Origin of the sequence: Knoellia altitudinis, assembly GCF_042666355.1 — a bacterium.
GTDB classification, from domain to species: domain Bacteria; phylum Actinomycetota; class Actinomycetes; order Actinomycetales; family Dermatophilaceae; genus Knoellia; species Knoellia altitudinis.
The window spans coordinates 3113089-3136481 of the sequence record NZ_JBHTDK010000001.1; the positions used below are offsets into that span (position 1 = coordinate 3113089).

The window sequence follows — 23393 nt, forward strand, 5'->3', positions numbered from 1 at the left end:
GACGGCCACGTGGCGCCGAGAGGGTCACAGCCCATGGCTACCCAGGACGAAGCCACCACTCACATCGACACCACGACCGACGGCGGCGCGGGTGAGATCGTCGAGGCCGCACCCGCGAAGGCGCCCCGTCGCCGGCGAGCGACCAAGAAGGCCGCCGCTCCGGAGGCGGCCGATCTCGGCATCGACCTCCCGGAGAGCGAAGCCTCGGCTCCGCCCGCTTCGGACGACGCGCCTCAGGTCGCGCCCGAGGTCACGCCCAAGAAGAAGGCGGCCAAGAAGACCGCCAAGAAGGTTGCGAAGAAGGCCGCCAGCGCCAAGAAGACCGTCGCCGCTGAGCCGGAGGCCCCGGTCGCCGAGCCTGCTGCCGACGAGGAGCCGGTCCTCACCACGGCTGAGGTCGACGTTGACGCCGAGACCGACACCGACGAGGAGGCCGACGCTCTCGCCGAGGCCCTCAAGGCGGATGCACCCGTGAAGACTCCGTCGTTCGGCCTGGTCTTCCAGGCTCCGGACGTCAGCGCCGCTCCGCGGCGCCGCCGTGCGACCGCACCTGCCCAGGCGCCGAGCGAGGGCACGATCGACCCCGCGCCCGAGGAGGCGGCGACTCAGGACGAGCCCGCTCCGAACAGGCCCGTCAGGGGCCGGGCCACCAAGGCCGCTCAGCCGGCGACCGCTGACGAGGTCGAGGGCGAGGGCGACAGGCCCAAGAGGTCCCGCCGGGGCAGGGCAGCAAAGGCGACCCAGGCCGCCGAGCCCGTCGACTCGACCGAGGACGACGTGGCGATCGACGAGCAGAGCGACGATGACGGCCCGGACGACTCCGCCGACGAGCCGCAGGAGGGTGGCCGCCGCCGTCGTCGTGGTGGGCGTGGGCGTCGTGGTCGCGGTGGCAACGACCGATCCGACCAGGGCGACTCCGACGACAACGACGCCGACGCGTCCGACGACGCCGGGTCCGACGAGGACGGCACGGACGCCGAAGGCCGTGGCGACGACGCGGACAACGACAACGACAGCGAGGAAGGCGGCACGAGCCGCCGTCGCCGTCGCCGTCGTCGCTCCGGTTCCTCAGCCGAGGGCGACGACCCGCCCGGCACGGTGACCAAGGTGCGCGAGCCCCGCAAGGAGCGCGAGCGCAACGACGAGCCGACGGCCGTCAAGGGGTCGACGCGTCTCGAGGCCAAGAAGCAGCGGCGTCGCGAGGGCCGCGAGGCCGGGCGCCGTCGCACGATCATCACCGAGGCCGAGTTCCTGGCCCGCCGTGAGTCGGTCGAGCGCGTCATGACCGTGCGCGGCAAGGGAGACAAGACCCAGATCGGGGTCCTCGAGGACGGCGTGCTCGTCGAGCACTACGTCTCCCGCGAGACCAACGCCTCGATGGCCGGCAACGTCTATCTCGGGCGCGTGCAGAACGTCCTGCCCTCGATGGAGGCCGCCTTCGTCGACATCGGCAAGGGCCGCAACGCCGTGCTCTACGCCGGTGAGGTCAACTGGGACGCCGCCGGTCTCGAGCAGAACCGCGCCAAGCGCATCGAGAACGCCATGGGCTCCGGAGACACCGTCCTCGTCCAGGTGACCAAGGACCCGATCGGGCACAAGGGCGCCCGCCTCACGAGCCAGATCTCGCTTCCGGGCCGCTACCTCGTCTACGTCCCCGAGGGGTCGATGACGGGCATCTCACGCAAGCTCCCGGACACCGAGCGGGCACGCCTCAAGGCCATCCTCAAGGAGGTCGTCCCCGACCACGCGGGCGTCATCGTCCGCACGGCTGCCGAGGGTGCTTCGGAGGAGGAGCTGCGCGCCGACGTCGAGCGCCTGACCAAGGCCTGGGACAAGATCCAGCAGAAGGTCGCCGCGGCGTCCTCCAAGAAGGCCGGCAGCGGCGGCGCCCCCGTCCTGCTCCACGGCGAGGCGGACCTCACGGTCCGCGTCATCCGTGACGTCTTCACCGAGGACTTCAGCGAGCTCATCGTCTCGGGTGACCAGGCGTGGGCCGAGGTGAGTGGCTACGTCGAGGACGTCGCCCCCGACCTCGCCAAGCGCCTCACCCACTGGACGTCCGAGGAGGACCTGTTCACGCACCACCGCGTCGACGAGCAGATCTCGAAGGCGATGGACCGCAAGGTCTGGCTGCCCTCCGGCGGCTCGCTCGTCATCGACCGCACCGAGGCCATGACTGTCGTCGACGTCAACACCGGCAAGTTCATCGGCTCCGGGGGCAACCTCGAGGAGACGGTCACCAAGAACAACATCGAGGCCGCCGAGGAGATCGTCCGCCAGCTCCGGCTGCGCGACATCGGCGGGATCATCGTCATCGACTTCATCGACATGGTCCTCGAGTCCAACCGTGACCTCGTGGTCCGGCGCCTCCTCGAGTGCCTCGGTCGCGACCGCACCAAGCACCAGGTCGCCGAGGTGACCTCGCTCGGGCTCGTCCAGATGACGCGCAAGCGGGTCGGGTCGGGTCTCATCGAGGTCTTCTCCGAGCAGTGCGAGCACTGCGCCGGGCGCGGCATCATCGTCCAGAGCGAGCCCGTCGACCGCACCGGCACCTCCAACGAGCACGGTCACTCCAACGGCTCCGTGGGTGGACAGGGCAGCGACAAGGGCAACGGGGCGTCCAGCCGTGGCCGGGGTCGTCGCGGCAAGGGCGCAGACTCGGGTCAGGTGAGCGTTGCCAAGGGATCCCCGGCAACCGAGGCGCCCCCAGCGCCGAACGGACCCACCGCGGCCCAGATCGCGGCGGCGGCGCACGCCGCGGCGATCAAGTCCATGTCCGGCGAGCCCACCGACGACGATGTCGCCGAGCTCGCCGCGCCCCCGGCCGACGCGTCGAGCGCCGAGCCCACGACCGCCGCGGTTCCCGAGACCACCTCGACCGCTCCGAGCACGCCAAGCACGCCGAGCACCCCGAGCGCCCCCTCGGTCGTCGCCGAGGTCGGGCGGCTCGACGGCGCTGAGGACTCCGAGCCGGCCCGCCCGGTCGTCGTCGAGCCGGCACCGATCGACGAGCCCGTCGTGCGGCCCCGCCGCAAGCGTGGGCGGGTCGTCGCCCCGGCTGGTCCGCCGAAGGCCGTGGATTTGGAGCAGGGCGAGGGCGACCGATAGTCTTGTCCGTCGGTGCGCCCACCGAGCCGATGTCCGTCGTCCTGGGTGTTCTTCCGAACACGCGAGGCAACGGGTAGCTGTCAGCCGGTCATCCAGAGCGAGTGCATCCTGATTCGAAAGTGAGCTCCACTGTGTACGCGATTGTTCGCGCAGGTGGTCGGCAGGAAAAGGTCTCCGTCGGAGACCTCCTGCTGATCGACAAGGTCGGCCAGGCCGGCGACAGCATCGACCTGACCCCGCTTCTCGTCGTGGACGGTTCGACCGTCACCTCCGACGCCACGAAGCTGGCCAAGGTCTCCGTCAAGGCCGAGGTCGTCAAGGCGGCCAAGGGTCCCAAGATCGTGATCATGAAGTACAAGAACAAGACCGGTTACCGCAAGCGTCAGGGTCACCGTCAGCACCTGACCCAGATCAAGATCACCTCGATCGACGCCTGAGCGTTCCGTCCACAGACTCACGAAGGTAGAGAAACATGGCACACAAGAAGGGTGCAGCCTCGACCCGTAACGGTCGCGACTCCAACTCCCAGCGGCTCGGCGTCAAGCGCTTCGGCGGCCAGCTCGTCAACGCGGGCGAGATCATCGTCCGCCAGCGCGGCACGCACTTCCACCCCGGTGAAGGCGTCGGTCGTGGCGGCGACGACACCCTGTTCGCGCTCGTCGCGGGCAACGTCGAGTTCGGCACCAAGCGCCGCCGCAAGGTCATCAACATCGTTCCCACCCCGGAGACGGTCGCCGCTGAGTGACTTCCGGTGAGGGGCGGGCACGCCGTGAGCTGAGCTCCGGCGCCTCCTCACCACCGCGAAGGGCGGGCTGGATCTCGATCCGGCCCGCCTTCTCGTCTCCCCGGCGACCCTGCGTCTGCGCGGAGGGCGGCGGGAGCCGCTGAGTCCGCCCGAGTCCGCCGACGTTTCGGGTATGCCGCCCGCTCCCTTCTCGTCGCGTCTGCGCCTGTCGGTTGCTGGGGCAGCCGCATCCGCAGACGCGAGGGGTACGCGGGGGCGCCCGTAGACTGGGCACCCAGAACGCCTCGACGCACTTCGCACCACCTTCAACCCTTTGTGAAAGAGCAGGAACCCTTCATGGCCGTCAACTTCGTGGACCGCGTCGTCCTCAACGTCGCGGCCGGTGACGGCGGGCACGGCGTGGCCTCGGTCAAGCGCGAGAAGTTCAAGCCCCTCGGTGGACCCGACGGGGGCAACGGCGGCAAGGGTGGCTCGGTCGTGCTGCGAGTCGACCCCCAGTCGACGACCCTCCTCGACTACCACCACACGCCGCACCGTCGGGCACCCAACGGCAAGCCCGGTGGCGGCGACGAGCGCAACGGTGGCGACGGCGCCGACCTCGTCCTGCCCGTGCCCGAGGGCACGGTCGTCAAGAACGCAGCCGGCGACATCCTGGCTGACCTCGTGGGGCATGACGCCGAGTTCGTCGTCGCCGCAGGAGGTCGTGGAGGTCTGGGCAACAAGCAGCTCGCGTCCGCACGGCGCGTGGCCCCGGGCTTCGCCCTTCTCGGGGAGCCGGGCGAGGCCCTTGAGATCGTCCTCGAGCTCAAGTCGCTCGCCGACGTCGCCCTCATCGGCTTCCCGAGCGCGGGCAAGTCCTCGCTCGTGTCGGTGGTGAGCGCGGCCAAGCCCAAGATCGCGGACTACCCGTTCACCACGCTCATCCCCAACCTCGGCGTCGTCACGGCCGGCAGCGCCCGCTACACGATCGCCGACGTCCCCGGCCTCATCCCGGGCGCGAGCGAGGGCAAGGGCCTGGGCCTGGAGTTCCTCCGCCACGTCGAGCGCTGCTCCGTGCTCGTCCACGTCGTCGACTGCGCGACCCTGGAGTCCAACCGCGACCCGATGAGCGACCTCGACGTCATCGAGGCCGAGCTCGCGGCCTACGTCCCCGACGACAGCCTCGGCGGCCGACCGCTGTCCGAGCGGACCCGCATCGTCGTCCTCAACAAGGCCGACGTGCCCGACGCCCGCGACCTGGCCGAGATGGTCAAGCCGGACCTCGAGGCCCGTGGGCTGGAGGTCCACATCGTCAGCGCCGTCGCGCACACCGGGCTCAAGGAGTTGACCTTCTCGCTCGCCAAGCACGTCGCTGCCGCCCGCGCCGAGATGGAGGCCCTGGTGGTCGAGCGACCGCGCGCCATCGTCCGCCCCAAGGCCGTCGACGACACCGGCTTCACGGTCCGCAAGGAGAACTCACCCGACGGCGAGGTCTTCCGGGTGCAGGGTGACCGCCCGACCCGCTGGATCCACCAGACCGACTTCTCCAACGACGAAGCCGTCGGCTACCTCGCCGACCGGCTCAGTCGTCTCGGGGTCGAGGAGCAGCTCTACAAGGCCGGCGCCGTCGCCGGCTCGACCGTCGTCATCGGCCCCGAGGACAACTCGGTCGTCTTCGACTGGGAGCCCACGATGGCGGCGGGCGCCGAGCTGCTCACCGGTCCCCGAGGCACCGACCTGCGCCTCGGCGAGAACGACCGCAAGAGCCGCGGCGAGAAGCGCCAGGAGTTCCACGGCCGCAAGGACGCCCAGACGGCCGCGCGCGAGACGCTCGCCGCCGAGCGCAAGGCCGGACACTGGGCCACCGCCCGCGACGACACCGACGAGTGAGCGCGGCTCGTGGGCACTGAGGCGGTCCTGCGCGCCGCGATCGGCGAGGCACGTCGCGTCGTCGTCAAGGTGGGCTCGTCCTCGCTCACCGGGCCCGGTGGCGGAGCGATCGACGAGGCGCGACTGGTCGCTCTCGTCGGCCACCTGGCCGCCGTGCGAGAGCGCGGAGGAGAAGTCGTCCTCGTCTCGTCGGGTGCCATCGCGGCCGGACTCGGCCCGCTGGGCCTGACTGCGCGTCCTCGCGACCTCGCCACCCAGCAGGCTGCTGCCAGCGTCGGTCAGGGCGCCCTCGTCGCGGCATACGCTCGCGCGTTCGCCCACCACCACCTCACCGTCGGCCAGGTCCTGCTCACCGCTGACGACGTCACCCGTCGCACGCACTACACCAACGCACGGCGGACCCTGACGCGACTGCTCGACCTCGGCATCGTCCCGATCGTCAACGAGAACGACACGGTCGCCACCCACGAGATCCGCTTCGGCGACAACGACCGTCTCGCCGCCCTCGTCTCGCACCTGGTCGGCGCGGACGCCCTCGTCCTCCTCACCGACGTGGACGCCCTCTATGACGGCCCTCCGTCGCGACCGGGGTCCCAGCGGATCTCGGCGGTGCTGTCAGGGGAGGACCTCGCCGGGATCGAGATCGGCGGGACCGGGAGCTCGGTCGGCAGTGGGGGCATGGCCACCAAGGTGGAGTCGGCCGGCATCGCGGGGGCGGCCGGCATACCCACCGTCCTGTCCCGCCTCGCCGATGCCGCACACGCCCTCGCGGGTGCGGACGTCGGCACCGTCTTTGCTCCGCAGGCGCGCTCGCGAGCCTCCCGGCAGCTGTGGATCGCCCACGCCACCACGCCGCGCGGACGGCTCATCGTCGACGACGGGGCCGTGTCCGCCCTGACCAGGAGGCGCACCTCGTTGCTGCCCGCGGGCATCGTCGAGGTGCAGGGGACCTTCACCGGCGGTGACCCCGTCGACGTGTGCGGACCCGACGGCCAGGCGATCGCGCGCGGCCTCGTGAACTACTCCTCGGGCGAGCTGCCGCCCATGCTCGGGCGCAGCACGCACGACCTGGCGCGCGACCTCGGCGCTGCCTACGAACGCGAGGTCATCCACCGCGACGACCTCGTGATGCTCTGAGCTGCGTTCTCCCAGAACGCTTTTCCCCGCCTCCCTGGACACGCAAGGGGGACACGGTCGGCACGAACCATGAGCCCTGTGGCAGGATGCCGAATGCCGCAGTGCACGGGAAGTCGGTGTGATTCCGACGTGGTCCTCGCCACTGTGACCAGGGAGTGGCTCCTCGTCGTTCGCCACTGACAGCCGCAGGTTCACGCCGGGCTGCCGGGAAGGCCGAGGAGTTGTGGTGATCTGGAAGCCAGGAGACCGGCTGCGGCGCAGATCAGTCCACGAGGCATGGAACGAAAGGGTCCCATCATGACCAACTCCTCAGCTGTCGCTGTCCCCGCATCGCTCGCGAGCATCCGCGTCCCCCTGTGGGCGTGGGCGCTGCTCGCCGTCGCGGTGTTCGCGCTCTACTTCGTCTCCCAGGAGAACGGCGCGCTGCTCAGCGCGTCGAACGCCGAGGTGCTGCACGAGCTCACTCACGACGCGCGCCACGCCCTCGGCGTGCCGTGCCACTGATCCCGACCTGACCTCCCACACGAACGTCACGTGATCAGCTTTGGATCCGTGCTGCGCGCAGGCGTGGCCGCAGGTGCTGCCGCCGGTCTGGCCTCAGCACTTGTCATCTGGCTCCTCGTCGAGCCCGTCATCCGCAAGGCCCTCGTCATCGAGGACCGACGTGGTGCATCCGGTGGACACGCAGGCGGACACGCCGGCGAGTCGGCCCTGTTCGCCATCCCTGCCATCCTGCCGGCGCACGGCGGCGAGCTCGTCACCCGCGCCCAGCAGGTCATCGGGGGTGCGGTCACGTCGATGCTCGTCGGGATCGCCTTCGGCGTGATCTTCGCGGTGGTCTTTGCCAAGGCTCGCCACCGCCTGGCCGGCGACAGCGACTTCTGGCGCTCGCTCGGTCTCGCAGCCATCGGCTTCGGAGCGATCGCGCTCCTGCCAGCGATCGTCGTCCCGGCCAACCCCCCGGCCGTCGGAGACCCCGCAACGGTCACCCAGCGCACGTGGCTCTATGTCCTGTCACTGCTCCTCGGTGTGGCGATCGCGTTGGCAGTCCCGATGCTCGACCGTGTGTTGGCCGCGCGCGGGCTCGCCGACTCGACCCGGTGGTCGCTGGACGTCCTCGCGACGGTCCTTGCCGTCGTCGTCGTCGTGGTCGTGCTGCCGGGTAGTCCCGACGCGGTGCCCGAGGACGTCCCGGCTGCCCTGCTGTGGGACTTCCGCGTGGCCTCGCTCGCACAGCTGGCGGCCATGTGGGTGACGCTCGGGACGGTCTTCGGGCTGCTCATGGAGCGCACTGTCGCTGCGAAGCAGCCTTCCTCCTCGGGCGACTCCGGTTCGGCGCATGAGCAGGAGCTCTCCGCTGCCGGGCGGGCCCCCACGGCCGCACCTGCACGTGCCGACGCGTGAGTCGGCGCAACGACACCACCTGCACGATCCGGGTCTGCCGTGACTGCTGTTGCGGCACGGAGCGCCAGCACCCGGGCGTCGACCACGACGGGCTCCTCGCCCGACTCGAGGACGGCGCCCGAGGTGGCGTGCGGGTGTCGGTGAGCACCTGCCTGCTGGCCTGCGACCAGTCCAACGTCGTCGTGGTGTCGCCGTCACCGTCGGGGCGTCGAGCGGGCGGTCGACCTGTCTGGGTGCGTGGCGTGCTCGACGAGGTGACGGTGGACGCGCTGCTCGCCTGGGTGCACGAGGGCGGACCGGGGTGGACCGACCCCCCCGACCTGGTGGCTCGGCTGGCCTTCCCGCCGAGCGGTCTGTCGACTGCCCACGTCGCCCTCTGAAACCTCGCCTTGTGTGCCTGAGAACGGGCTACAGCCCGTTCTCAGGCACACAAGGTAGGTTGTGCCGGGTCAGTTCAGCTGCTCGACCTCGAACTGCATCTGCGGCGCGGCGAGTGCGGCCTGCGCCTGGACCAGCTGCAGCTCGCGCCGCCCCGAGTCGAGCGTGAGCTGCAGCAGGTCGAAGACGCTCGAAACGGTGCGACCCAGAGCCACACCTGCGTCGCCGCTCTCGAGCAGGTGGGCGGTGAACAGTGCGGCGGTGACGTCGCCGGACCCGTTGGCCTTCATCGGCAGCTGCGGCGTCTGCACGATCCACGCGTGGTCCCCGGCGACGGCCAGCATCTCGATCGTGCCCTCGGGTCGGTCCGGCCGGAGCACCGACGTCACGAGCACTGTGGACGGGCCCATGTCGCGGGCCTTCTCGACCGACGCGAGCGTGTCGTCCAGCGACTCGGGCTCGGTCTCGGTGAGGTAGCCGAGCTCGAACTGGTTGGGGGTGATGAGGTCGGCCCGGGGCACGACCCGCTCCCGCAGCAGCACCGGGATCGCGGGGTGGACGAAGCAGCCCGACTTCGCGTTGCCCATGACCGGGTCGCAGGCATAGATCGCCGCAGGGTTGGCCGCCTTGACCCGGGTCACGGCGTCGAGGATGACGTCGCCGATCTCCTCGCCGCCCTGGTAGCCCGAGAGCACCGCGTCGATCTCGGGCATGGCCTCGCGCTCCTCGATGCCGGTGATCACCTCACGGACGTCGTCGGCGGCGAGCAGCGGGCCGCGCCACGCGCCGTAGCCGGTGTGGTTGCTGAAGTGCACGGTGTTGACCGGCCACACCTCGACGCCGAGGCGCTGCAGCGGGAAGACGGCGGCGCTGTTGCCGACGTGGCCGTAGGCGACCGAGGACTGGATGGAGAGGATCGTCGTCACGCCCGCCATCCTTCCACCTCACGACCACGTCCTCGAGATGCCGGTATGCCGCCCACTCACCTTCGCTTCGCCGTCTCCCTCCCGCTTCGGGGGAGTTCCCACGAAGCGAGCGAGGATCCACGAAGCGAGAACGCGTCCGGGGTCGTGCGCACCCGGCATACGCTGGACGCATGTCCGCTGTCCTCACCGTCGCCGACCTCGCCGCCAAGGCTCGCACCGCCTCGCGGCGACTGGCCCTGCTCAGCAGGGCCGACAAGGACGCGGCGCTGCTGGCCATCGCCGATGCCCTCGACGCGGCGAGCGCCGACGTCGTTGCGGCCAATGCGCAGGACATCGAGCGTGGTCGAGCCAGCGGCATGGTCGAGGGGCTCGTCGACCGGCTCACCCTGACTCCGGAGCGGGTGGCTGCCGTCGCCGACGCCGTGCGCGACATCGCCGCACTGCCCGACCCGGTCGGCGAGGTCGTGCGTGGCTCGACGCTGGCCAACGGTCTGCAGATCCGCCAGGTCCGGGTGCCCATGGGCGTCGTCGGCATGATCTATGAGGCCCGGCCCAACGTCACCGTCGACGCCGCAGCGCTCGGGCTCAAGTCGGGCAACGCCGTCATCCTCCGGGGAGGGTCCGCCGCCGAGTCGACCAACCGGACCCTCGTGACCGTGATGCGCGACGCGCTCACGGCGCAGGGCCTGCCCGCCGACGCCATCGGCCTTCTCGACGGGGGCCGCGACGCGGTGCGCGCCCTGCTCACCGCCCGGGGCCAGGTCGACCTCATCATCCCGCGCGGGGGAGCGGGTCTCATCCAGACCGTCGTCACCGAGTCGACCGTCCCCGTCATCGAGACCGGCGTCGGCAACTGCCACGTCTACGTCGACGCGGCGGCCGACCTCGACAAGGCGCTCGCGATCACCCTCAACGCCAAGACGCACCGGCCGAGCGTGTGCAACGCAGCCGAGTCGCTGCTCGTCCACGCGTCGCTGACGCAGGAGTTCCTTCCCAAGGTGCTCGCCGAGCTGTCCGGGGCCGGAGTCGTGCTGCACACCGATCCGGCGGCCGGAAGCGCGGCTGAGGCGGCCGGCATACCCCACGTCCCGGCCACGGACGAGGACTGGGACACCGAGTACCTCGCGCTCGAGATCGCGGTCGCCGTCGTCCCCGACCTCGACGGTGCGCTCGACCACATCCGGGCCCACTCGAGCGGGCACACCGAGGCGATCGTCACCGAGGACCGGGCGGCGGCCCGGCGGTTCACGACCGAGATCGACGCGGCAGCGGTCATGGTCAACGCGTCCACGCGGTTCACCGACGGAGGCGAGTTCGGGTTCGGGGCCGAGATCGGCATCTCGACGCAGAAGCTTCACGCCCGCGGGCCCATGGCGCTGCCCGAGCTGACGACGACCAAGTGGATCGTCGAGGGCGACGGCCAGATCCGCTGACGGGGGAGGTCCGCAACCTCAGCCGAGCGACTGCAGGCGCTGGTAGGCGTCCGTGGCGACGAGGAAGCCGAGGATGCCGAGGACCCACCCCACCATCTCGTCCTTGCTCCGCTGCAGCCAGGCGTTCACGCGCTGGAGCATCGGCGTGACCCTGTCGTGAACCGCCAGGCGCAGGCCGAGCAGGATCAGCGCCGGCACGATCATGACGACGACGTATGCCGCCAGCAGACCCGCGTTGCCGACGAACCCCAGTCCTGCGGTGGTGAGCAGCCCGATGGCTCCGAGGTAGGGCAGCATCGATGCGGCCTCGATGACCCCGGCGACGACCGCGACCGTGGTGACGGTCCGCAGGGACGCTCCTTCGCCCACCGCGCGTGAGGTCAGGCGTTCCATCCGGGTGGGGCGTCCCCTGCGTCGTGCCCGGCGGGCGTCACCGCGCTTGCGCGTGAACCCGAAGCTCGCCAGGAACAGGGTCACGCCGACGACCAGCTGAGCGATGATGAAAGCACGGGACGTCGTGAGGTCCGTGAGGGAGCCGGCCACATCGCCCAGCGCCTCTGCGCCGATGAGCAGCACCAGGCCGAGGACCCAGTAGAAGGCGGCGATGACTGCGAGGTAGGTCAGCACCGCGGTCCGGCGGACCGTGGGCTGGACGAGCATCCAGACGGGCACGCCGAGCGTCCCGAAGCTCGTGCTGTCGACGAGCGCGAGCACGGCCAGTCCACCGAGCACGGTGAGCTCCACGGTCTACTCCCTCTTTTCGCACAGCTGCATCAGAACAGGGCACAGTCAACCACGATCTGGCACAACTGTGCGAAAATCACCGAGTGCCCAAGATCGTCGACCATGCGCAGCGCCGCACCGAGCTCGGCTCCGCCGTCCGCCGCGTCGTCGCCCGGTCGGGCGTCGGAGGAGCAACCGTCCGTGCCGTGGCGGCGGAGTCCGGCTGGTCCATGGGGGCGTTGCGCTACTACTTCTCGACCCAGACCGAGCTGCTCGACTTCGCCGTCACGCAGATGTTCGCCGACGTCCCGATGCGGATCGCCGAGGTGCTCGACACCCACGAGCCCGGGATCGAGCGGGCCCAGGCAGTCCTCGAGGAGATGCTGCCTCTCGACGCGGACCGACTGGCCGAGGTCCGCGTCTATCTCGCGTTCATGGCGAGGGTCCGCACCGCTGACGGTCGCCCCGGCCTGGCCGAGCAGACCTGGCACGGGGAGCGCCACCTGTGCGGCATCGCGGTCGCCGACGTCATGGGTCTGGACCACCCGGTCGAGGTGGGGGTCGTGCCGGCGCCGCTGCTGGCCGCGGTGGACGAGCTACAGGTCCTCGTCGACGGGCTGAGCTTCCTCGGGGCAACCGTCCCCGCGCAGCTCACTCCCGAGAAGTCACGGGCCCTGCTGCGGGCCCGGCTCGACGTGCTCCGCTCGAGGGCCCGGTGAGTCGAGCGAGTCGTGGGCCACGAAGTAGGTCGGCCGGCCCTGCATCGCGGCATACATGCGCCCGACGTACTCACCGAGGATGCCGAGGGCGAGCAGCTGCACGGCACCCATGGCAGCCACGATGACCACGGTCGAGGTCCACCCGGGCAGGACGTGACCGAGGACGCGGGCGAACACGGCATACAGAAGGACGCCGAGCGCGGCGACGCCACCGAGCAGACCGAGCCACGTCGCGAACCGCAGGGGGGCGAGCGAGAAGCCGGTCACCGAGTCGACGGAGAGCCGGACCATCTTCGCGAGCGGGTACTTCGTCGTCCCGGCGGCCCTGACCTCGCGGGCGTAGCCCACCGTGCCGGACGGGAAGCCCAGGGCGGGCACGACGAAGCGCAGCACCCGGTTGTGGTCGGGGAGGGAGTTGACGGCGTCGACGGTGGCCCGGGACATGAGGCGGTAGTCGCCGGCGTCCTCAGGGGTGTCGATGTTGCCGAGCCGGCGCATCGCCTTGTAGAAGAGTCGGGCGCTGCCGCGCTTGAAGGCCGTGTCGGTCGATCGGTCCTCCCGCACGCCATAGACGACGTCGACACCCTCCGTGCGGGCGAGGCTCAGCATCTGCGGGATGACCTCGGGCGGGTCCTGCAGGTCGGCGTCGAGGGTGACGACGTAGCTCCCGCGGGCGCGTTGCAACCCGGCGGAGATGGCGGCCTGGTGCCCCGAGTTCGCACGCAGTCGCACGATGCGCAGCTGAGGCCACTCCCGGCGCAGGCGTTCGAGCAGCACCGGGGTGCCGTCGGTGCTCCCGTCGTCGACGGCGACGACCTCGTATGCCGCGCCCATCCCGTCCGCGAGCGGGCGCAGCCTGTCGACGAGGAGGGGGAGGACCGCTTCCTCGTTGAACATCGGGATGACGATGCTCAGCGTGAGGTCAGGGACAGGCGCAGGCATGGGGATCAGCGTAGGGGGCGCGGCCGCACCGGCCCCCGACAGACCCTCCGGAATCACCGAAGGCCCCCGACGTATGAGTTCGGGGGCCTTCAGCGACGGGGCTAGCCCTCTTTTGCTGTGAGCCGGTCGTTCTCGACGGGCAGACCCGTCGAGGGGGCCACACGACAGTGGCGTCGCCCCGGCTGGACCGGGGCGAACTTCGACTCTGGCCGTCGGCCGCGGCGCGCCCCGCGATGTCGCTCGCGGTGTGGGTTGCCCCCCACCCGCCCCCGGTTCACCGGGGCCGGTGGCACATCCGTTCTCCTTCGACCCGACTTCCACCCGTGCCCGAGGGCCAGGGCGGTTGTTCGTGAGGCCTTGTTTATCGGTCAAAGCGCTTGTGGCGCAAGATGATCGGCGAGTTTCTCGCCCAGCGGTGAGGCCCGCGCGTGTCGTCCACAGGATGGGGCCCGTCCGCACGCTCCCATGCACAGCCCTGTGGACGGTATCGGTGGACAACTGTGACGGTAGGCTGGCATCCATGACGTCGCACGCCGCCCGTGTCTTTGCCGAGGAAGCCGCCTCGCACGATCTCCCGATGCCCGCCTGGGCCTTCGCCGTGGTCGCGCTGGGTGTCTTTGCGCTGCTGCTCTCCCTCACGTGGGCCTTTCGCGGCAACGCCAAGAAGCACGCGGCGCAGGATGAGCACAACGACCACTCGACCCCTCGGGTGCAGGCGCACGCGCACGGCGGCACGATGCACGATCAGAGCGAGCACTGAGCGCACCCCGACGCCGCCTGGGCGTGATGGGTGGGACCTTCGATCCCATCCACCACGGCCACCTCGTGGCTGCCTCCGAGGTGCAGTCCCTCTTCGAGCTCGACGAGGTCATCTTCGTGCCGACGGGTCAGCCGTGGCAGAAGGCCGAGCGCACGGTCAGCGAGCCCGAGCACCGCTACCTCATGACCGTCGTCGCGACCGCGTCGAACCCCGGCTTCCAGGTGAGCCGCGTCGACGTCGACCGTGAGGGACCGACCTACACCATCGACACCCTGCGTGACCTCAGGGCGCTTCACCCCGACGACGAGCTGTTCTTCATCACCGGCGCCGACGCCCTCGCCCAGATCCTGTCGTGGAAGGACATCGACGAGCTCTGGGAGCTGGCGCACTTCATCGGGGTCACTCGTCCGGGCTACGAGCTGTCCGAGTCCGGACTTCCGCAGGACCGTGTCACCCTTCAGGAGGTGCCGGCCATGGCCATCAGCTCCACCGACTGCCGGGACCGGGTCGCCGACGGCGAGCCGGTCTGGTACCTCGTGCCGGACGGCGTCGTCCAGTACATCAACAAACACCATCTGTATGCCGCGGCGCAGGATGCGTCGTCCGACGCACCGTCCGCAGCACCCAAGGAGTCCCGTGCCCGCCACTGACCGTTCCCTCGAGCTTGCCCGTGCCGCCGCCCACGCGGCCGCGGAGAAGCTCGCCACCACCATCGTCGGCATCGACGTGAGCGAACAGCTCGCGATCACCGACATCTTCGTCATCGCCTCGGCCGAGTCCGAGCGCCAGGTCGGCGCCGTCGTCGACGAGATCGAGGACTCCCTGCGCGCCATGGGCTCCAAGCCGGTGCGCCGCGAGGGACAGCGCGACGGTCGGTGGGTGCTCATCGACTTCGGCGACATCGTCGTCCACGTCCAGCACGACGACGAGCGCGAGTTCTACGAGCTCGAGCGCCTCTGGAAGGACTGCCCCGAGGTCGACCTCGGCGCCGTGGGCACGGAGCAGCAGGCCTGAGGGTGACTCCCGGCCCCAACGCAGCAGCCATGGCAGTCGACGCACCCAGCCGCCTCATCGTGCTCCGGCACGGCGAGACGTCTCACAACGCCGCCGGAGTCTGGCAGGGGCAGCTGGACTCACCCCTGTCCGAGCGCGGTCTGGCCCAGGCCGAAGCCGCCGCCGAGGCGCTCGCGGCCTTCGCGCCGGTGCGCGTCGTCGCGTCCGACCTGTCCAGAGCGGCGGTGACGGGCGAGACGGTCGCCCGGGTGGACGGCATACCCTTCTCGACCGACGAGCGCTTCCGTGAGATCCACGCAGGCGCCTGGCAGGGCCTCACGGGGGACGAGGTCCGCGCGGGCTACCCCGAGGACATGGACCGGCTGCTGCGGGGTGAGGACTTCAGGCGTGGGGGCCACGGTGAGTCGGTCGCCGACGTCGCCGTGCGCTGCCGCGCGGGGGTCGACGCCCTTCTCGACGAGCTCGCCCCGGGGGAGTGCGCGGTCATCGCCACCCACGGTGTGGCCGGTCGCGCGCTCGCGGCCGATCTCGTCGGCATCGACCAGCGCACCTCGTGGATCGCGCTCGGCGGACTGGGCAACTGCCACTGGGCCGAGCTCGTCGAAGGGCGCGTCGGCTGGCGGATCCAGACGTGGAACCAGTCCGCGCAGACCGCTCCGGCGCGTCACCCCGGGGTTGCCTGACCCCGATTTGGTTGCGGAGCAAAGGGCGTCGTAAACTTCCGCAGTCGCCTTCGGGGGACGTCCCACCCGGGCAGCTCGGGGCATTGGCGCAGTTGGTAGCGCGCTTCCATGGCATGGAAGAGGTCAGGAGTTCGAATCTCCTATGCTCCACAACGCAAGAGGACCGGACGCATTCAGCGTCCGGTCCTCTTCGTTCGTCCCGGGAGTCGCTCGGCCCGCCTCGTCAGGGCTTGAGGATGACCTTGGTGCAGTTGTCCCGCTTGTGCTTGAACATGTCGTAGCCCTTGGGCGCGTCCTCGAGGGGCAGGTGGTGGCTGATCATGAAGGTCGGGTCGATCTCTCCGCTGCGCACCCGCCCGTGGAGCTCCTTGATGTAGCGGTGCACATGGGCCTGTCCGGTCCGGACCGTCACCGACCTGTTCATCAGCGACCCGAGCGGGAACTTGTCGACGAAGCCGCCGTAGACGCCGACGATCGAGACTGTGCCACCGTTGGCGACCGACAGGATGGCCTCGCGCAGCGCCTGCGGCCGCTCGGTGGAGAGCTTGGCGAGCTGTTTGGCCTTGTCGTAGGCGTGCACGACGGACAGGTCGGTGTGCGCCTCCATACCGACCGCGTCGATCACCCGGTCGGGCCCGCGACCACCGGTGAGCTCACGAAGCTCCATGAGCACCGAGGTCTCCTCGTAGTTGACCGGGAGGGCCCCGGCGAACTTCTCGGCCATGGCCAGCCGTTCCGGGACGCGGTCGATGACGATGACCTTGGCCGCACCCATCAGGGTGGCGCTGAGGCAGGCGATCAGGCCCACCGGACCGGCGCCCCAGACCGCCACGACGTCGCCCGACTGGATGTCGCACATGTCAGCCGCCATCCACCCGGTCGGCAGGACGTCGGTGAGGAGCAGCACCTGGTCGTCGGTGAGGTCGTCCTCGATCTTGAGGGGCCCGACGTCGGCGAAGGGCACCCGGACGAACTCGGCCTGGCCACCGGCATAGCCGCCGAGCATGTGGGAGTAGCCGAAGATCCCTGCGGGGGAGTGGCCCATGACCTTCTCGGCCGCCCCGGCATTCGGGTTGGAGTTCTCGCACAGCGACGACAGCCCGCGTTGGCACGAGTGACAGCCGCCGCAGGCGATGGGGAAGGGCACGACGACGCGGTCCCCCACCTGCAGCCCGTTCCCGTTGCTCGAGACACCCTTGCCGAGCTCGACCACCTCGCCCATGAACTCGTGCCCGAAGATGTCACCGGGCTCGACGGTCGGGACGTAGCCGTCGTAGAGATGCAGGTCGGAGCCGCAGATCGCGGTGGAGGTGACCTTGACGATGGCGTCGCGGTCGTTCATCAGCTGCGGGTCGGGGACGTCCTTGACGGCCACCTTGGTGGGTCCCTGCCAGACGAGGGCTCTCATCGTCGTCCTTTCCTGAGGGCGCGCGCAGATCGTTGCACGAGCTGCTTCCTGGCTTCGGCGCCATGGGGCAGGCCGTCGGAGCGGACGACCTCGCCCGTCTCCATCACCTGCTTGAACCGGCGTAGGTCGTCGCGCACCTGCTGCTCCGGCTCCTCCCCGAGGAGCTTCGCGGCGGCGCGGCCGAGCGGCCCGCCGGGGACGTCGTAGTGCAGGACGACCTTGACCTCGGTGCCACGGTCTCCGGGGGCGGGTGAGAAGTGCACCGTCCCGGAGTTGTGGACATCGGCGCCCTCGAGAGACTTCCAGGCCAACCGGCGTCCGACCTCCTCACCGGTGATCTCGGCGTCCCACGACACCGAGGTGCCGGCGGGGCCCTTGGCCACCCAGTGGCTGGTGCCGTCACTCCTCTCGGAGACCGACTTGAGGTGCCCCATGAACGAGGGCAGGTTGCCGAGGTCGCGCCAGAACGCGTGGACCTCCTCGGGCGTGCGGTTGACGGTGACGGACGCCTGCAGCCTCAGCGGTCCGGGTCGGCCCGAGCCGTGCTGGGAGCGTGCCGTGCGCACGGCGGCATACCCGTCGACGGCGGCGATGCCGAGGGCGGCAGCGGTCGCGACGGCGAGCCTGGATCGTCGCTCGCCTGAGCGCCTGCTCCAGGCGTGCCCCAGGACGGCCACGTCCATGGCGTCTCCGGCGACCCGTGTCCACACCGCTCTGCGGGGGCCGAAGAGGAGCAGCCCGGCGTGGAGCAGCTCGCGGGCCCCCACCGCGCGGATCACCAGGGGTGCACTGGCCGCGTCGTCGACGCCGACCCTGCGCGCCACGCCGTCCGGGCGCCAGAGCATCGGAACCCCCAGTCCTGCGCTGGCGAGGCCCAGGCCACGTACCAGTCGGTCCATCCCGCGTTCCGGACTCTGCGTGCTCTTCATACGCGCGTCTTACCCCGGCGCACGCATCCCATTCATGGACGCAGCGGCTCAGTCCGGCCAGACCCCGGAGGTCCCGCGACGGTGCGAGCCGAGGAGGTGGGTGTCGACGATGCCGAGCGCCTCCATGAGCGCAAACATCGTCGTCGGCCCGACGAAGGCAAACCCCTTGCGCTTGAGCCCCTTCGACAGGGCCGCCGACTCGGCGGAGGTCGTCGGCACCTCCGCGAACGTCCGGGGACGCGGCGTCTGCGTGGGCTGGAACGACCACACGTATGCCGCCAGGTCACCTTCGGGGTCCAGGCGCAGCTCAAGCGTGGCTCGGGCGTTCTGGATCGTCGCGAGGATCTTGGCCCGGTTGCGGACGATGCCGGCATCGCCCATGAGCCGCTCGACGTCGTCCTCACCGAAGCCGGCGACGGCCTCGGGCGAGAACCCCGCGAACGCCTCGCGGAACGCAGGTCGCTTGCGCAGGATCGTCGCCCATGACAGCCCGGACTGGAACGCCTCGAGCGAGAGCCGTTCGAAGACACCGCGCTCGTCTCTCACCGGCATACCCCACTCGGTGTCGTAGTAGTCGCGCAGCATCGGGTCCACGGACGCCCACGCCGGACGGGACAGGCCGTCGTCACCGACGACGATCTCGCTCACGTGATGTCCTGGCGAGCGGCCACGACGGCCTCGACGAACTCGTGCGGGTCCTCGAGCGAGACGCCGAGGCGACCGCGACGGTGCACGACCGTCGCCATCGGGCCACCGACGCGGTAGGCCCACTTGCCCCGGCCCTCCCACCGCACGCCCCAGCCGTAGCCGAAGCCGTTGACGTGGTCTCCCGCACCGACGTCGGTGACGTCCTCCATCCGGATCCGTCGGGAGGCGAGGGGGTGGGCGACATGGATGTCCCGGTCGGTCACGCTGACCGTCACGGTGCCACGGGCGATGAGCCAACCCAGGGCGACGAGCACGAGGATGACGACGAGGCCCAGCGCGACGGACCAGCCACCGAGGGCCGCGACGAGCAGTCCGGCGACCACGCCGACAGCGGCGACGAGCGCACCGACGACGACCAAGGGCCTCCCGGGCCGGGCGACGGACCGGTATCTCGGTGCTCCCGGCGAGGTCGCGGCCGGCATCTCAGCCCCGCCTCAACGTGATGAGCGGGATCTCGGGAGCCGCGGCCACCCGCACCGGCGGACCCCACGTCCCGGCACCCCGGCTCGTGATCACCGGGACGCCGTCGACCACCGCGAAGCCCTCGACCATCGGCTGTTGCAGGGGCACGACCAGCTCGCCGGGCCAGACCTGGCCACCGTGCGTGTGACCGGACAGCTGCAGGTCGACACCGAGATCCTGCGAGACCTCGGCCATCCGCGGTTGGTGCGCCACATAGAGGGTGAACGCGTCGGACGTGCCCGCGAGTGCCCGCTCGGGGTCGGGAGTGAAGTCGCCCGTGCCCTCGTGGTCGTGCACTCCGGCGATGCTGATGGTTGCGCCGTCGCGGGTGAGTACCTCGGAGGCGTTCGCGAGGACGGTGATGCCCAGGCGCTCCCACTCGGCGACCCACTCGGCCGTGGAGCCGGTGTAGATCTCGTGGTTGCCGGTGACCGCGAAGACCCCGAGGGGGGCCTTGAGGTCGGCCAGCGGGGCGATCTCGGCGCGGTGCCGGTCGAAGGGTGCGTCCACGACGTCCCCGGAGAGGACGATGAGGTCGGGCGCGGCCGCGTTGACCCGGTCGACGACCTCCTGGGCGAAGTCGGCCCCGTGGACGACGCCTGCGTGGAGGTCGGTGACGAGTGCGACGGTCGTGCCGTCGAACGCCTGCGGCAGCTCCGTCGCCGTGTGGGTCGTCCGGGTGATCGTGGGGTTGGCCGCCGCCACTGCGCCGTATGCCGTCGTGCCCAGTGCCGCTGCCAGTGCCACGAGGGCGACCATCCGGTTGAACCGGCGCAGCGCGGTGGCACGGCGCTCGCGCGGTGTGAGGAGCCAGGCGAGCACGGCCAGCACCTGACCCGCCGCCAGGGTGAGGATGAGATAGAGGGCGACGACGAGCCAGGTCAACCCGACCCAGGCGACCGGCCGTGTGTCGTCCGCGGTGCCCCACCGGAGCCCACCCGCGATGGCGACCACGGAGAGAACGGTCAGGGCAACGAGGACGGCGGTCCCGGCATACCTCCACCGCGTCCGCCAACCGGGCGCGACGACGAGCCGACGGTGCAACCAGAAGGTGAGCAGGCCGACGAGTGTCGCAGCGACGAGGGCGAAGAGGGGCACGCAGGGGTCCTCATGCTTGACGGTGGTCGTGACGGAGGCCTCATGCTTTCACGGTGCCGCGACCGGCCCCCTCGTGGTCTCATGGTGGCTCCATCCCGCCGCCTCCCCGGGAGTTCCCTCGATGAAGAGCCTCCACGTCGACGTCCTCGTCGTCGGTGCTGGTCTCTCCGGTGTGGGCGCCGCGTGCCGGCTCGCGCAGCTCGCCCCCGACCGCTCGTTCGCGATCCTGGAGTCGCGCGAGGCCAGTGGTGGGACGTGGGACCTCTTCCGATATCCCGGGATCCGGTCCGACTCGGACGTGTTCACGTTCAGCTACCCGTTCCGGCCGTGGACCGGGACCGACGTCCTCGCGTCAGGGGAGTCGATCCGGAGCTACATCCGCGACACCGCCCGCGAGTTCGGCGTCGAGGACCGGATCCACTACGGCCAGCGCGTCATCGCCGCCGCGTGGTCCTCGGGCACCGGTCGCTGGACGGTGAAGTCCGAGACGGTCGACGGGCTCATCGAGCACACCGCCCAGTTCCTCCATGTTTGCACCGGCTACTTCTCCTACGACACGGGTCACGTCGTCGACTTCCCAGGACGGGCCACGTTCGACGGCCCGATCATCCACCCGCAGTTCTGGCCCGAGGCGTTCGACCCGGCGGGCAAGCGCATCGTCGTCATCGGCTCTGGCGCCACGGCGGTGACGCTCGTGCCCGCGCTCGCGGACCAGGGCGCGGCCCACGTGACGATGCTCCAGCGCAGTCCCGGCTATGTCCTGCCACTCCCGGACACCGACGCCGTGGGCAACGGGCTGCGTCGGCTCCTGCCGCTCCGGGCGGCGCACCGCGCGATCCGCGCCAGGAACGTCGTCCAGAACGTCGGCCTCTACGAGCTGAGCAAGCGCTTCCCCGGCGTGGTCCGCACGGGCATCGCGCGGCTCAACGCGCGCTTCGTCGGCGAGCAGACCGTGCGGGAGCACTTCACCCCGGCCTACGACCCGTGGGACCAGCGCATGTGCGTGGTCCCGGGCGGCGACTTCCTCGCGGCCATCCGTGACGGCGCGGCCTCCGTCGTCACGGACTCGGTGGAGACGTTCACCCGCACCGGCATCCGGCTCGCGGGTGGCGAGGAGCTCGAGGCGGACGCGGTCATCACCGCGACGGGCCTGCGGGTCGAGGTGGCCGGCGGCATCACGTTCACCCTCGACGGTGTGAGCTTCGCGCCGAGCGAGCGCTACTTCTACAAGGGTGCGATGTTCAGTGGGGTGCCCAACCTCGCGGTGTGCCTCGGCTACACCAACAACTCCTGGACGTTGCGTGCCGACCTCACGGCGCGGTTCGTCTGCGCAGTCCTGGCCCGGATGGCGGCGACGGGCGCGGCCACCGCCACGCCACGGCTCGACGAGCCGATCGAGGACGGGAGCCCGCCCTTCGGACTGACGTCGGGCTACCTCGAGCGCTCCCGGCACCTCTTCCCGAAGCAGGGCACGACGAAGCCCTGGACCGTGCGTCAGAACTACTTCCACGACCTTCGTCTCATGTCGTCGCGCCGGGTCGATGACGGGGTCCTCGAGTTCGAGCCGCTGATGGTGCGACCGCCGGTCGGGGTGGGACGCTGACATCGAGCGTCACTGACACCGGTCGTTCCTAGACTGATGGTCATGAGCCTCACCATCGGTGCCCACGTCGACCAGACCGACCCGCTCGCCGAAGCCGCGGAGCGCGGCACGACGCTGGTCCAGTTCTTCCTCGGTGACCCGCAGGGATACAAGGGACCCGAGATCCGGTATGCCGGAGGAGCCTCCGGTCTGCGCGCGGATGCCGAGGTGGCTGGAGTGGCGTTGTACGTCCACGCCCCCTACGTCATCAACGTCGCGACGACCAACAACCGGATCAGGATCCCGTCGCGCAAGCTGCTGCAGCAGCACGTCGACGCCGCGGCCGACATCGGGGCCAAGGGCCTCATCGTGCACGGCGGGCACGTCGGCAAGACCGATGACCCGGCGGTCGGTTTCGACAACTGGCGCAAGGCCATCGACGCGACCGACCTCAAGGTGCCACTCCTCCTCGAGAACACCGCCGGTGGCGACAACGCCATGGCCCGTTACCTCGAGCGCATCGCTGGGGTCTGGGAAGCGATCGGCTCCGCGTCGCAGTCCGACCAGGTCGGCTTCTGCCTCGACACCTGCCACGCCCACGCCGGCGGCAACAAGCTCGACACCGTCGTGGATGACGTCCTCGCGATCACCGGGCGCATCGACCTCGTCCACTGCAACGACAGCCGCGATGCCTTCGACTCTGGCGCCGACCGCCACGCCAACTTCGGCGCTGGACAGATTGACGCCGACCTCCTCGCGGGAGTCGTGCGCTCCGCAGCTGCCCCGGTGATCTGCGAGACGCCCGGTGGTGCCGTGGAGCACCAGGCTGACTTCGCGTGGCTGCGCGAGCGCCTCTGACGAGGACCTCCTTCTGTCGCCGGCGGGCGGCAGGCCCGGCCCATTCGCCTGTGCCGCAACGGTTTTCCGTATGCCGCCCACCGGCCCTGTCTGTTCCGGGGGAGCCGATTTGTGTTCTCGACCAGACGTCATCTACTGTTCTCGACGTCAGCCCGACAGGGAGGAACGGACACCACGGTGTGAGGCCCAGTGCCAAGCACGACGTAGGCCGGTCCCGGGGCAGACCCCAACAGCTCGACACGATGGAAACGTCGTGAAACACGTAGCCCTTCGGGACCACGGTTGGGAGCGTCATCCAGCCGAGATCGTCGGAGACGACAGGTTTCGGAAGTGGCCAGCAGGCTGCTAGGATGGACAGCCCACGAAGACCCAGGTGTGATCAGGTTCGAACCGCTTGTAAGCGGTTGACTGGATTTGACGCCCAAGTGTGGCCGTGGGTAGGTTTTGTGAGGTTGCCCTGTTGTCTGGCCCCGTGTGTGGGTTGGGTGGTGGTGTGCGTCCGATCCT

Annotated in this window: 24 protein-coding genes, 1 tRNA gene and 1 riboswitch; of the genes, 17 read left to right on the top strand and 8 right to left on the bottom strand. The window is 70.3% G+C overall.

Annotation, left to right across the window (positions count from 1 at the left end):
- Positions 1 to 33: 33 nt before the first annotated feature.
- The 8 genes from ACFQW8_RS14660 to ACFQW8_RS14695 all read left to right on the top strand — a co-directional run bounded on the left by ACFQW8_RS14660 (position 34) and on the right by ACFQW8_RS14695 (position 8643).
- The gene (locus tag ACFQW8_RS14660) at positions 34 to 3108 is read left to right on the top strand and encodes an Rne/Rng family ribonuclease (RefSeq protein WP_380088503.1); all 3075 of its coding nucleotides are present in this window, start codon (positions 34 to 36) and stop codon (positions 3106 to 3108) included.
- A gap of 131 nt (positions 3109 to 3239) precedes the next feature.
- Positions 3240 to 3545 carry a 50S ribosomal protein L21 gene (rplU, locus tag ACFQW8_RS14665; protein ID WP_380088680.1) on the top strand — a complete coding sequence of 102 codons (306 nt, stop codon included), beginning with the start codon at positions 3240 to 3242 and terminating at the stop codon, positions 3543 to 3545.
- A 35-nt stretch (positions 3546 to 3580) separates the two neighbouring features.
- Positions 3581 to 3853: a 50S ribosomal protein L27 gene (rpmA, locus tag ACFQW8_RS14670; RefSeq protein ID WP_009778364.1), complete on the top strand. Its 273-nt coding sequence runs from the start codon at positions 3581 to 3583 to the stop codon at positions 3851 to 3853.
- A 336-nt stretch (positions 3854 to 4189) separates the two neighbouring features.
- A complete protein-coding gene (obgE, locus tag ACFQW8_RS14675; protein ID WP_380088504.1) occupies positions 4190 to 5722 on the top strand; it encodes a GTPase ObgE in 1533 nt (510 codons plus the stop codon).
- Between the two features lie 9 nt (positions 5723 to 5731).
- Positions 5732 to 6859 carry a glutamate 5-kinase gene (gene proB, locus ACFQW8_RS14680; protein WP_380088506.1) on the top strand — a complete coding sequence of 376 codons (1128 nt, stop codon included), beginning with the start codon at positions 5732 to 5734 and terminating at the stop codon, positions 6857 to 6859.
- Positions 6860 to 6941: 82 nt separating this feature from the next.
- Positions 6942 to 7128: riboswitch (cobalamin riboswitch) on the top strand.
- Between the two features lie 28 nt (positions 7129 to 7156).
- Positions 7157 to 7363 carry a CbtB domain-containing protein gene (locus ACFQW8_RS14685; protein WP_380088508.1) on the top strand — a complete coding sequence of 69 codons (207 nt, stop codon included), beginning with the start codon at positions 7157 to 7159 and terminating at the stop codon, positions 7361 to 7363.
- A 30-nt stretch (positions 7364 to 7393) separates the two neighbouring features.
- Complete coding sequence (locus ACFQW8_RS14690) at positions 7394 to 8263, top strand: CbtA family protein (RefSeq protein WP_380088509.1); 870 nt, start codon at positions 7394 to 7396, stop codon at positions 8261 to 8263.
- Positions 8260 to 8643 (top strand): hypothetical protein, encoded by a 384-nt coding sequence (locus ACFQW8_RS14695; RefSeq protein WP_380088511.1) that lies wholly within the window; start codon positions 8260 to 8262, stop codon positions 8641 to 8643. Before ACFQW8_RS14690 ends, ACFQW8_RS14695 begins: the two co-directional genes overlap by 4 nt.
- A 69-nt stretch (positions 8644 to 8712) precedes the next feature.
- Here the strand turns inward: ACFQW8_RS14695 and pdxY are convergent, their stop codons facing one another.
- Positions 8713 to 9567: a pyridoxal kinase PdxY gene (gene pdxY, locus ACFQW8_RS14700; protein ID WP_380088512.1), complete on the bottom strand. Its 855-nt coding sequence runs from the start codon at positions 9565 to 9567 to the stop codon at positions 8713 to 8715.
- A gap of 170 nt (positions 9568 to 9737) precedes the next feature.
- Here pdxY and ACFQW8_RS14705 point away from each other — a divergent pair, with 170 nt between their 5' ends.
- Positions 9738 to 11000: a glutamate-5-semialdehyde dehydrogenase gene (locus tag ACFQW8_RS14705; protein WP_380088513.1), complete on the top strand. Its 1263-nt coding sequence runs from the start codon at positions 9738 to 9740 to the stop codon at positions 10998 to 11000.
- Positions 11001 to 11018: 18 nt separating this feature from the next.
- Here ACFQW8_RS14705 and ACFQW8_RS14710 read toward each other — a convergent pair whose 3' ends face one another.
- On the bottom strand, positions 11019 to 11744 hold the full coding sequence (locus ACFQW8_RS14710) for a GAP family protein (RefSeq protein WP_380088514.1): 726 nt from the start codon (positions 11742 to 11744) through the stop codon (positions 11019 to 11021).
- Positions 11745 to 11827: 83 nt separating this feature from the next.
- Here ACFQW8_RS14710 and ACFQW8_RS14715 point away from each other — a divergent pair, with 83 nt between their 5' ends.
- Entirely contained in the window at positions 11828 to 12442 is a 615-nt protein-coding gene (locus ACFQW8_RS14715) for a TetR/AcrR family transcriptional regulator (protein ID WP_380088516.1), read from the top strand.
- Here the strand turns inward: ACFQW8_RS14715 and ACFQW8_RS14720 are convergent.
- A complete protein-coding gene (locus ACFQW8_RS14720) occupies positions 12389 to 13384 on the bottom strand; it encodes a glycosyltransferase family 2 protein (RefSeq protein ID WP_380088518.1) in 996 nt (331 codons plus the stop codon). The two genes, ACFQW8_RS14715 and ACFQW8_RS14720, sit on opposite strands and share 54 nt — an antisense overlap.
- Before the next feature lie 520 nt (positions 13385 to 13904).
- On the opposite strand from ACFQW8_RS14720, the gene ACFQW8_RS14725 reads away from it, so the two are divergent.
- From ACFQW8_RS14725 to ACFQW8_RS14745, 5 genes are all read left to right on the top strand, one after another.
- Positions 13905 to 14144: a hypothetical protein gene (locus tag ACFQW8_RS14725; protein ID WP_380088520.1), complete on the top strand. Its 240-nt coding sequence runs from the start codon at positions 13905 to 13907 to the stop codon at positions 14142 to 14144.
- Positions 14141 to 14794 carry a nicotinate-nucleotide adenylyltransferase gene (gene nadD, locus ACFQW8_RS14730; RefSeq protein WP_380088682.1) on the top strand — a complete coding sequence of 218 codons (654 nt, stop codon included), beginning with the start codon at positions 14141 to 14143 and terminating at the stop codon, positions 14792 to 14794. Before ACFQW8_RS14725 ends, nadD begins: the two co-directional genes overlap by 4 nt.
- A complete protein-coding gene (gene rsfS, locus ACFQW8_RS14735; protein ID WP_380088522.1) occupies positions 14781 to 15158 on the top strand; it encodes a ribosome silencing factor in 378 nt (125 codons plus the stop codon). The genes nadD and rsfS overlap by 14 nt, the downstream gene beginning before the upstream one ends.
- Positions 15159 to 15187: 29 nt before the next feature.
- A complete protein-coding gene (locus ACFQW8_RS14740) occupies positions 15188 to 15841 on the top strand; it encodes a histidine phosphatase family protein (protein WP_380088523.1) in 654 nt (217 codons plus the stop codon).
- A 77-nt stretch (positions 15842 to 15918) separates the two neighbouring features.
- Positions 15919 to 15991, top strand: a tRNA-Ala gene (locus tag ACFQW8_RS14745).
- Between the two features lie 73 nt (positions 15992 to 16064).
- Here ACFQW8_RS14745 and ACFQW8_RS14750 read toward each other — a convergent pair.
- The 5 genes from ACFQW8_RS14750 to ACFQW8_RS14770 are packed head-to-tail and all read right to left on the bottom strand — an operon-like array spanning position 16065 to position 20446.
- Complete coding sequence (locus ACFQW8_RS14750; RefSeq protein WP_380088524.1) at positions 16065 to 17249, bottom strand: zinc-dependent alcohol dehydrogenase; 1185 nt, start codon at positions 17247 to 17249, stop codon at positions 16065 to 16067.
- Positions 17246 to 18178, bottom strand: coding sequence for an SRPBCC family protein (locus tag ACFQW8_RS14755; RefSeq protein ID WP_380088526.1), 933 nt, complete (start codon positions 18176 to 18178; stop codon positions 17246 to 17248). The genes ACFQW8_RS14750 and ACFQW8_RS14755 overlap by 4 nt, the downstream gene beginning before the upstream one ends.
- Before the next feature lie 48 nt (positions 18179 to 18226).
- Positions 18227 to 18826, bottom strand: a complete 600-nt coding sequence (locus ACFQW8_RS14760) for a DNA-3-methyladenine glycosylase I (protein ID WP_380088527.1) — start codon at positions 18824 to 18826, stop codon at positions 18227 to 18229.
- A complete protein-coding gene (locus ACFQW8_RS14765) occupies positions 18823 to 19308 on the bottom strand; it encodes a hypothetical protein (RefSeq protein WP_380088529.1) in 486 nt (161 codons plus the stop codon). The genes ACFQW8_RS14760 and ACFQW8_RS14765 overlap by 4 nt, the downstream gene beginning before the upstream one ends.
- A 1-nt stretch (position 19309) precedes the next feature.
- Positions 19310 to 20446 (bottom strand): metallophosphoesterase, encoded by a 1137-nt coding sequence (locus tag ACFQW8_RS14770; protein WP_380088531.1) that lies wholly within the window; start codon positions 20444 to 20446, stop codon positions 19310 to 19312.
- A 121-nt stretch (positions 20447 to 20567) separates the two neighbouring features.
- On the opposite strand from ACFQW8_RS14770, the gene ACFQW8_RS14775 reads away from it, so the two are divergent.
- Together ACFQW8_RS14775 and ACFQW8_RS14780 are read left to right on the top strand one after the other, a co-directional pair.
- Complete coding sequence (locus ACFQW8_RS14775) at positions 20568 to 22049, top strand: flavin-containing monooxygenase (protein WP_380088533.1); 1482 nt, start codon at positions 20568 to 20570, stop codon at positions 22047 to 22049.
- Positions 22050 to 22091: 42 nt separating this feature from the next.
- A complete protein-coding gene (locus ACFQW8_RS14780; protein WP_380088534.1) occupies positions 22092 to 22886 on the top strand; it encodes a deoxyribonuclease IV in 795 nt (264 codons plus the stop codon).
- Positions 22887 to 23393: the final 507 nt, after the last annotated feature.

What these genes read in the sequence shown, in the direction of transcription:
- ACFQW8_RS14740 (WP_380088523.1), top strand. Translation starts at nt 15,188, where the DNA reads ATGGCAGTCGACGCACCCAGCCGCCTCATCGTGCTCCGGCACGGCGAG.
- ACFQW8_RS14780 (WP_380088534.1), top strand. Translation starts at nt 22,092, where the DNA reads ATGAGCCTCACCATCGGTGCCCACGTCGACCAGACCGACCCGCTCGCC.
- ACFQW8_RS14775 (WP_380088533.1), top strand. Translation starts at nt 20,568, where the DNA reads ATGAAGAGCCTCCACGTCGACGTCCTCGTCGTCGGTGCTGGTCTCTCC.
- rpmA (WP_009778364.1), top strand. Translation starts at nt 3,581, where the DNA reads ATGGCACACAAGAAGGGTGCAGCCTCGACCCGTAACGGTCGCGACTCC.
- ACFQW8_RS14720 (WP_380088518.1), bottom strand. Translation starts at nt 13,384, where the DNA reads ATGCCTGCGCCTGTCCCTGACCTCACGCTGAGCATCGTCATCCCGATG.
- ACFQW8_RS14750 (WP_380088524.1), bottom strand. Translation starts at nt 17,249, where the DNA reads ATGAGAGCCCTCGTCTGGCAGGGACCCACCAAGGTGGCCGTCAAGGAC.
- ACFQW8_RS14725 (WP_380088520.1), top strand. Translation starts at nt 13,905, where the DNA reads ATGACGTCGCACGCCGCCCGTGTCTTTGCCGAGGAAGCCGCCTCGCAC.
- ACFQW8_RS14705 (WP_380088513.1), top strand. Translation starts at nt 9,738, where the DNA reads ATGTCCGCTGTCCTCACCGTCGCCGACCTCGCCGCCAAGGCTCGCACC.
- ACFQW8_RS14765 (WP_380088529.1), bottom strand. Translation starts at nt 19,308, where the DNA reads ATGCCGGCCGCGACCTCGCCGGGAGCACCGAGATACCGGTCCGTCGCC.
- ACFQW8_RS14755 (WP_380088526.1), bottom strand. Translation starts at nt 18,178, where the DNA reads ATGAAGAGCACGCAGAGTCCGGAACGCGGGATGGACCGACTGGTACGT.
- obgE (WP_380088504.1), top strand. Translation starts at nt 4,190, where the DNA reads ATGGCCGTCAACTTCGTGGACCGCGTCGTCCTCAACGTCGCGGCCGGT.
- ACFQW8_RS14685 (WP_380088508.1), top strand. Translation starts at nt 7,157, where the DNA reads ATGACCAACTCCTCAGCTGTCGCTGTCCCCGCATCGCTCGCGAGCATC.
- ACFQW8_RS14660 (WP_380088503.1), top strand. Translation starts at nt 34, where the DNA reads ATGGCTACCCAGGACGAAGCCACCACTCACATCGACACCACGACCGAC.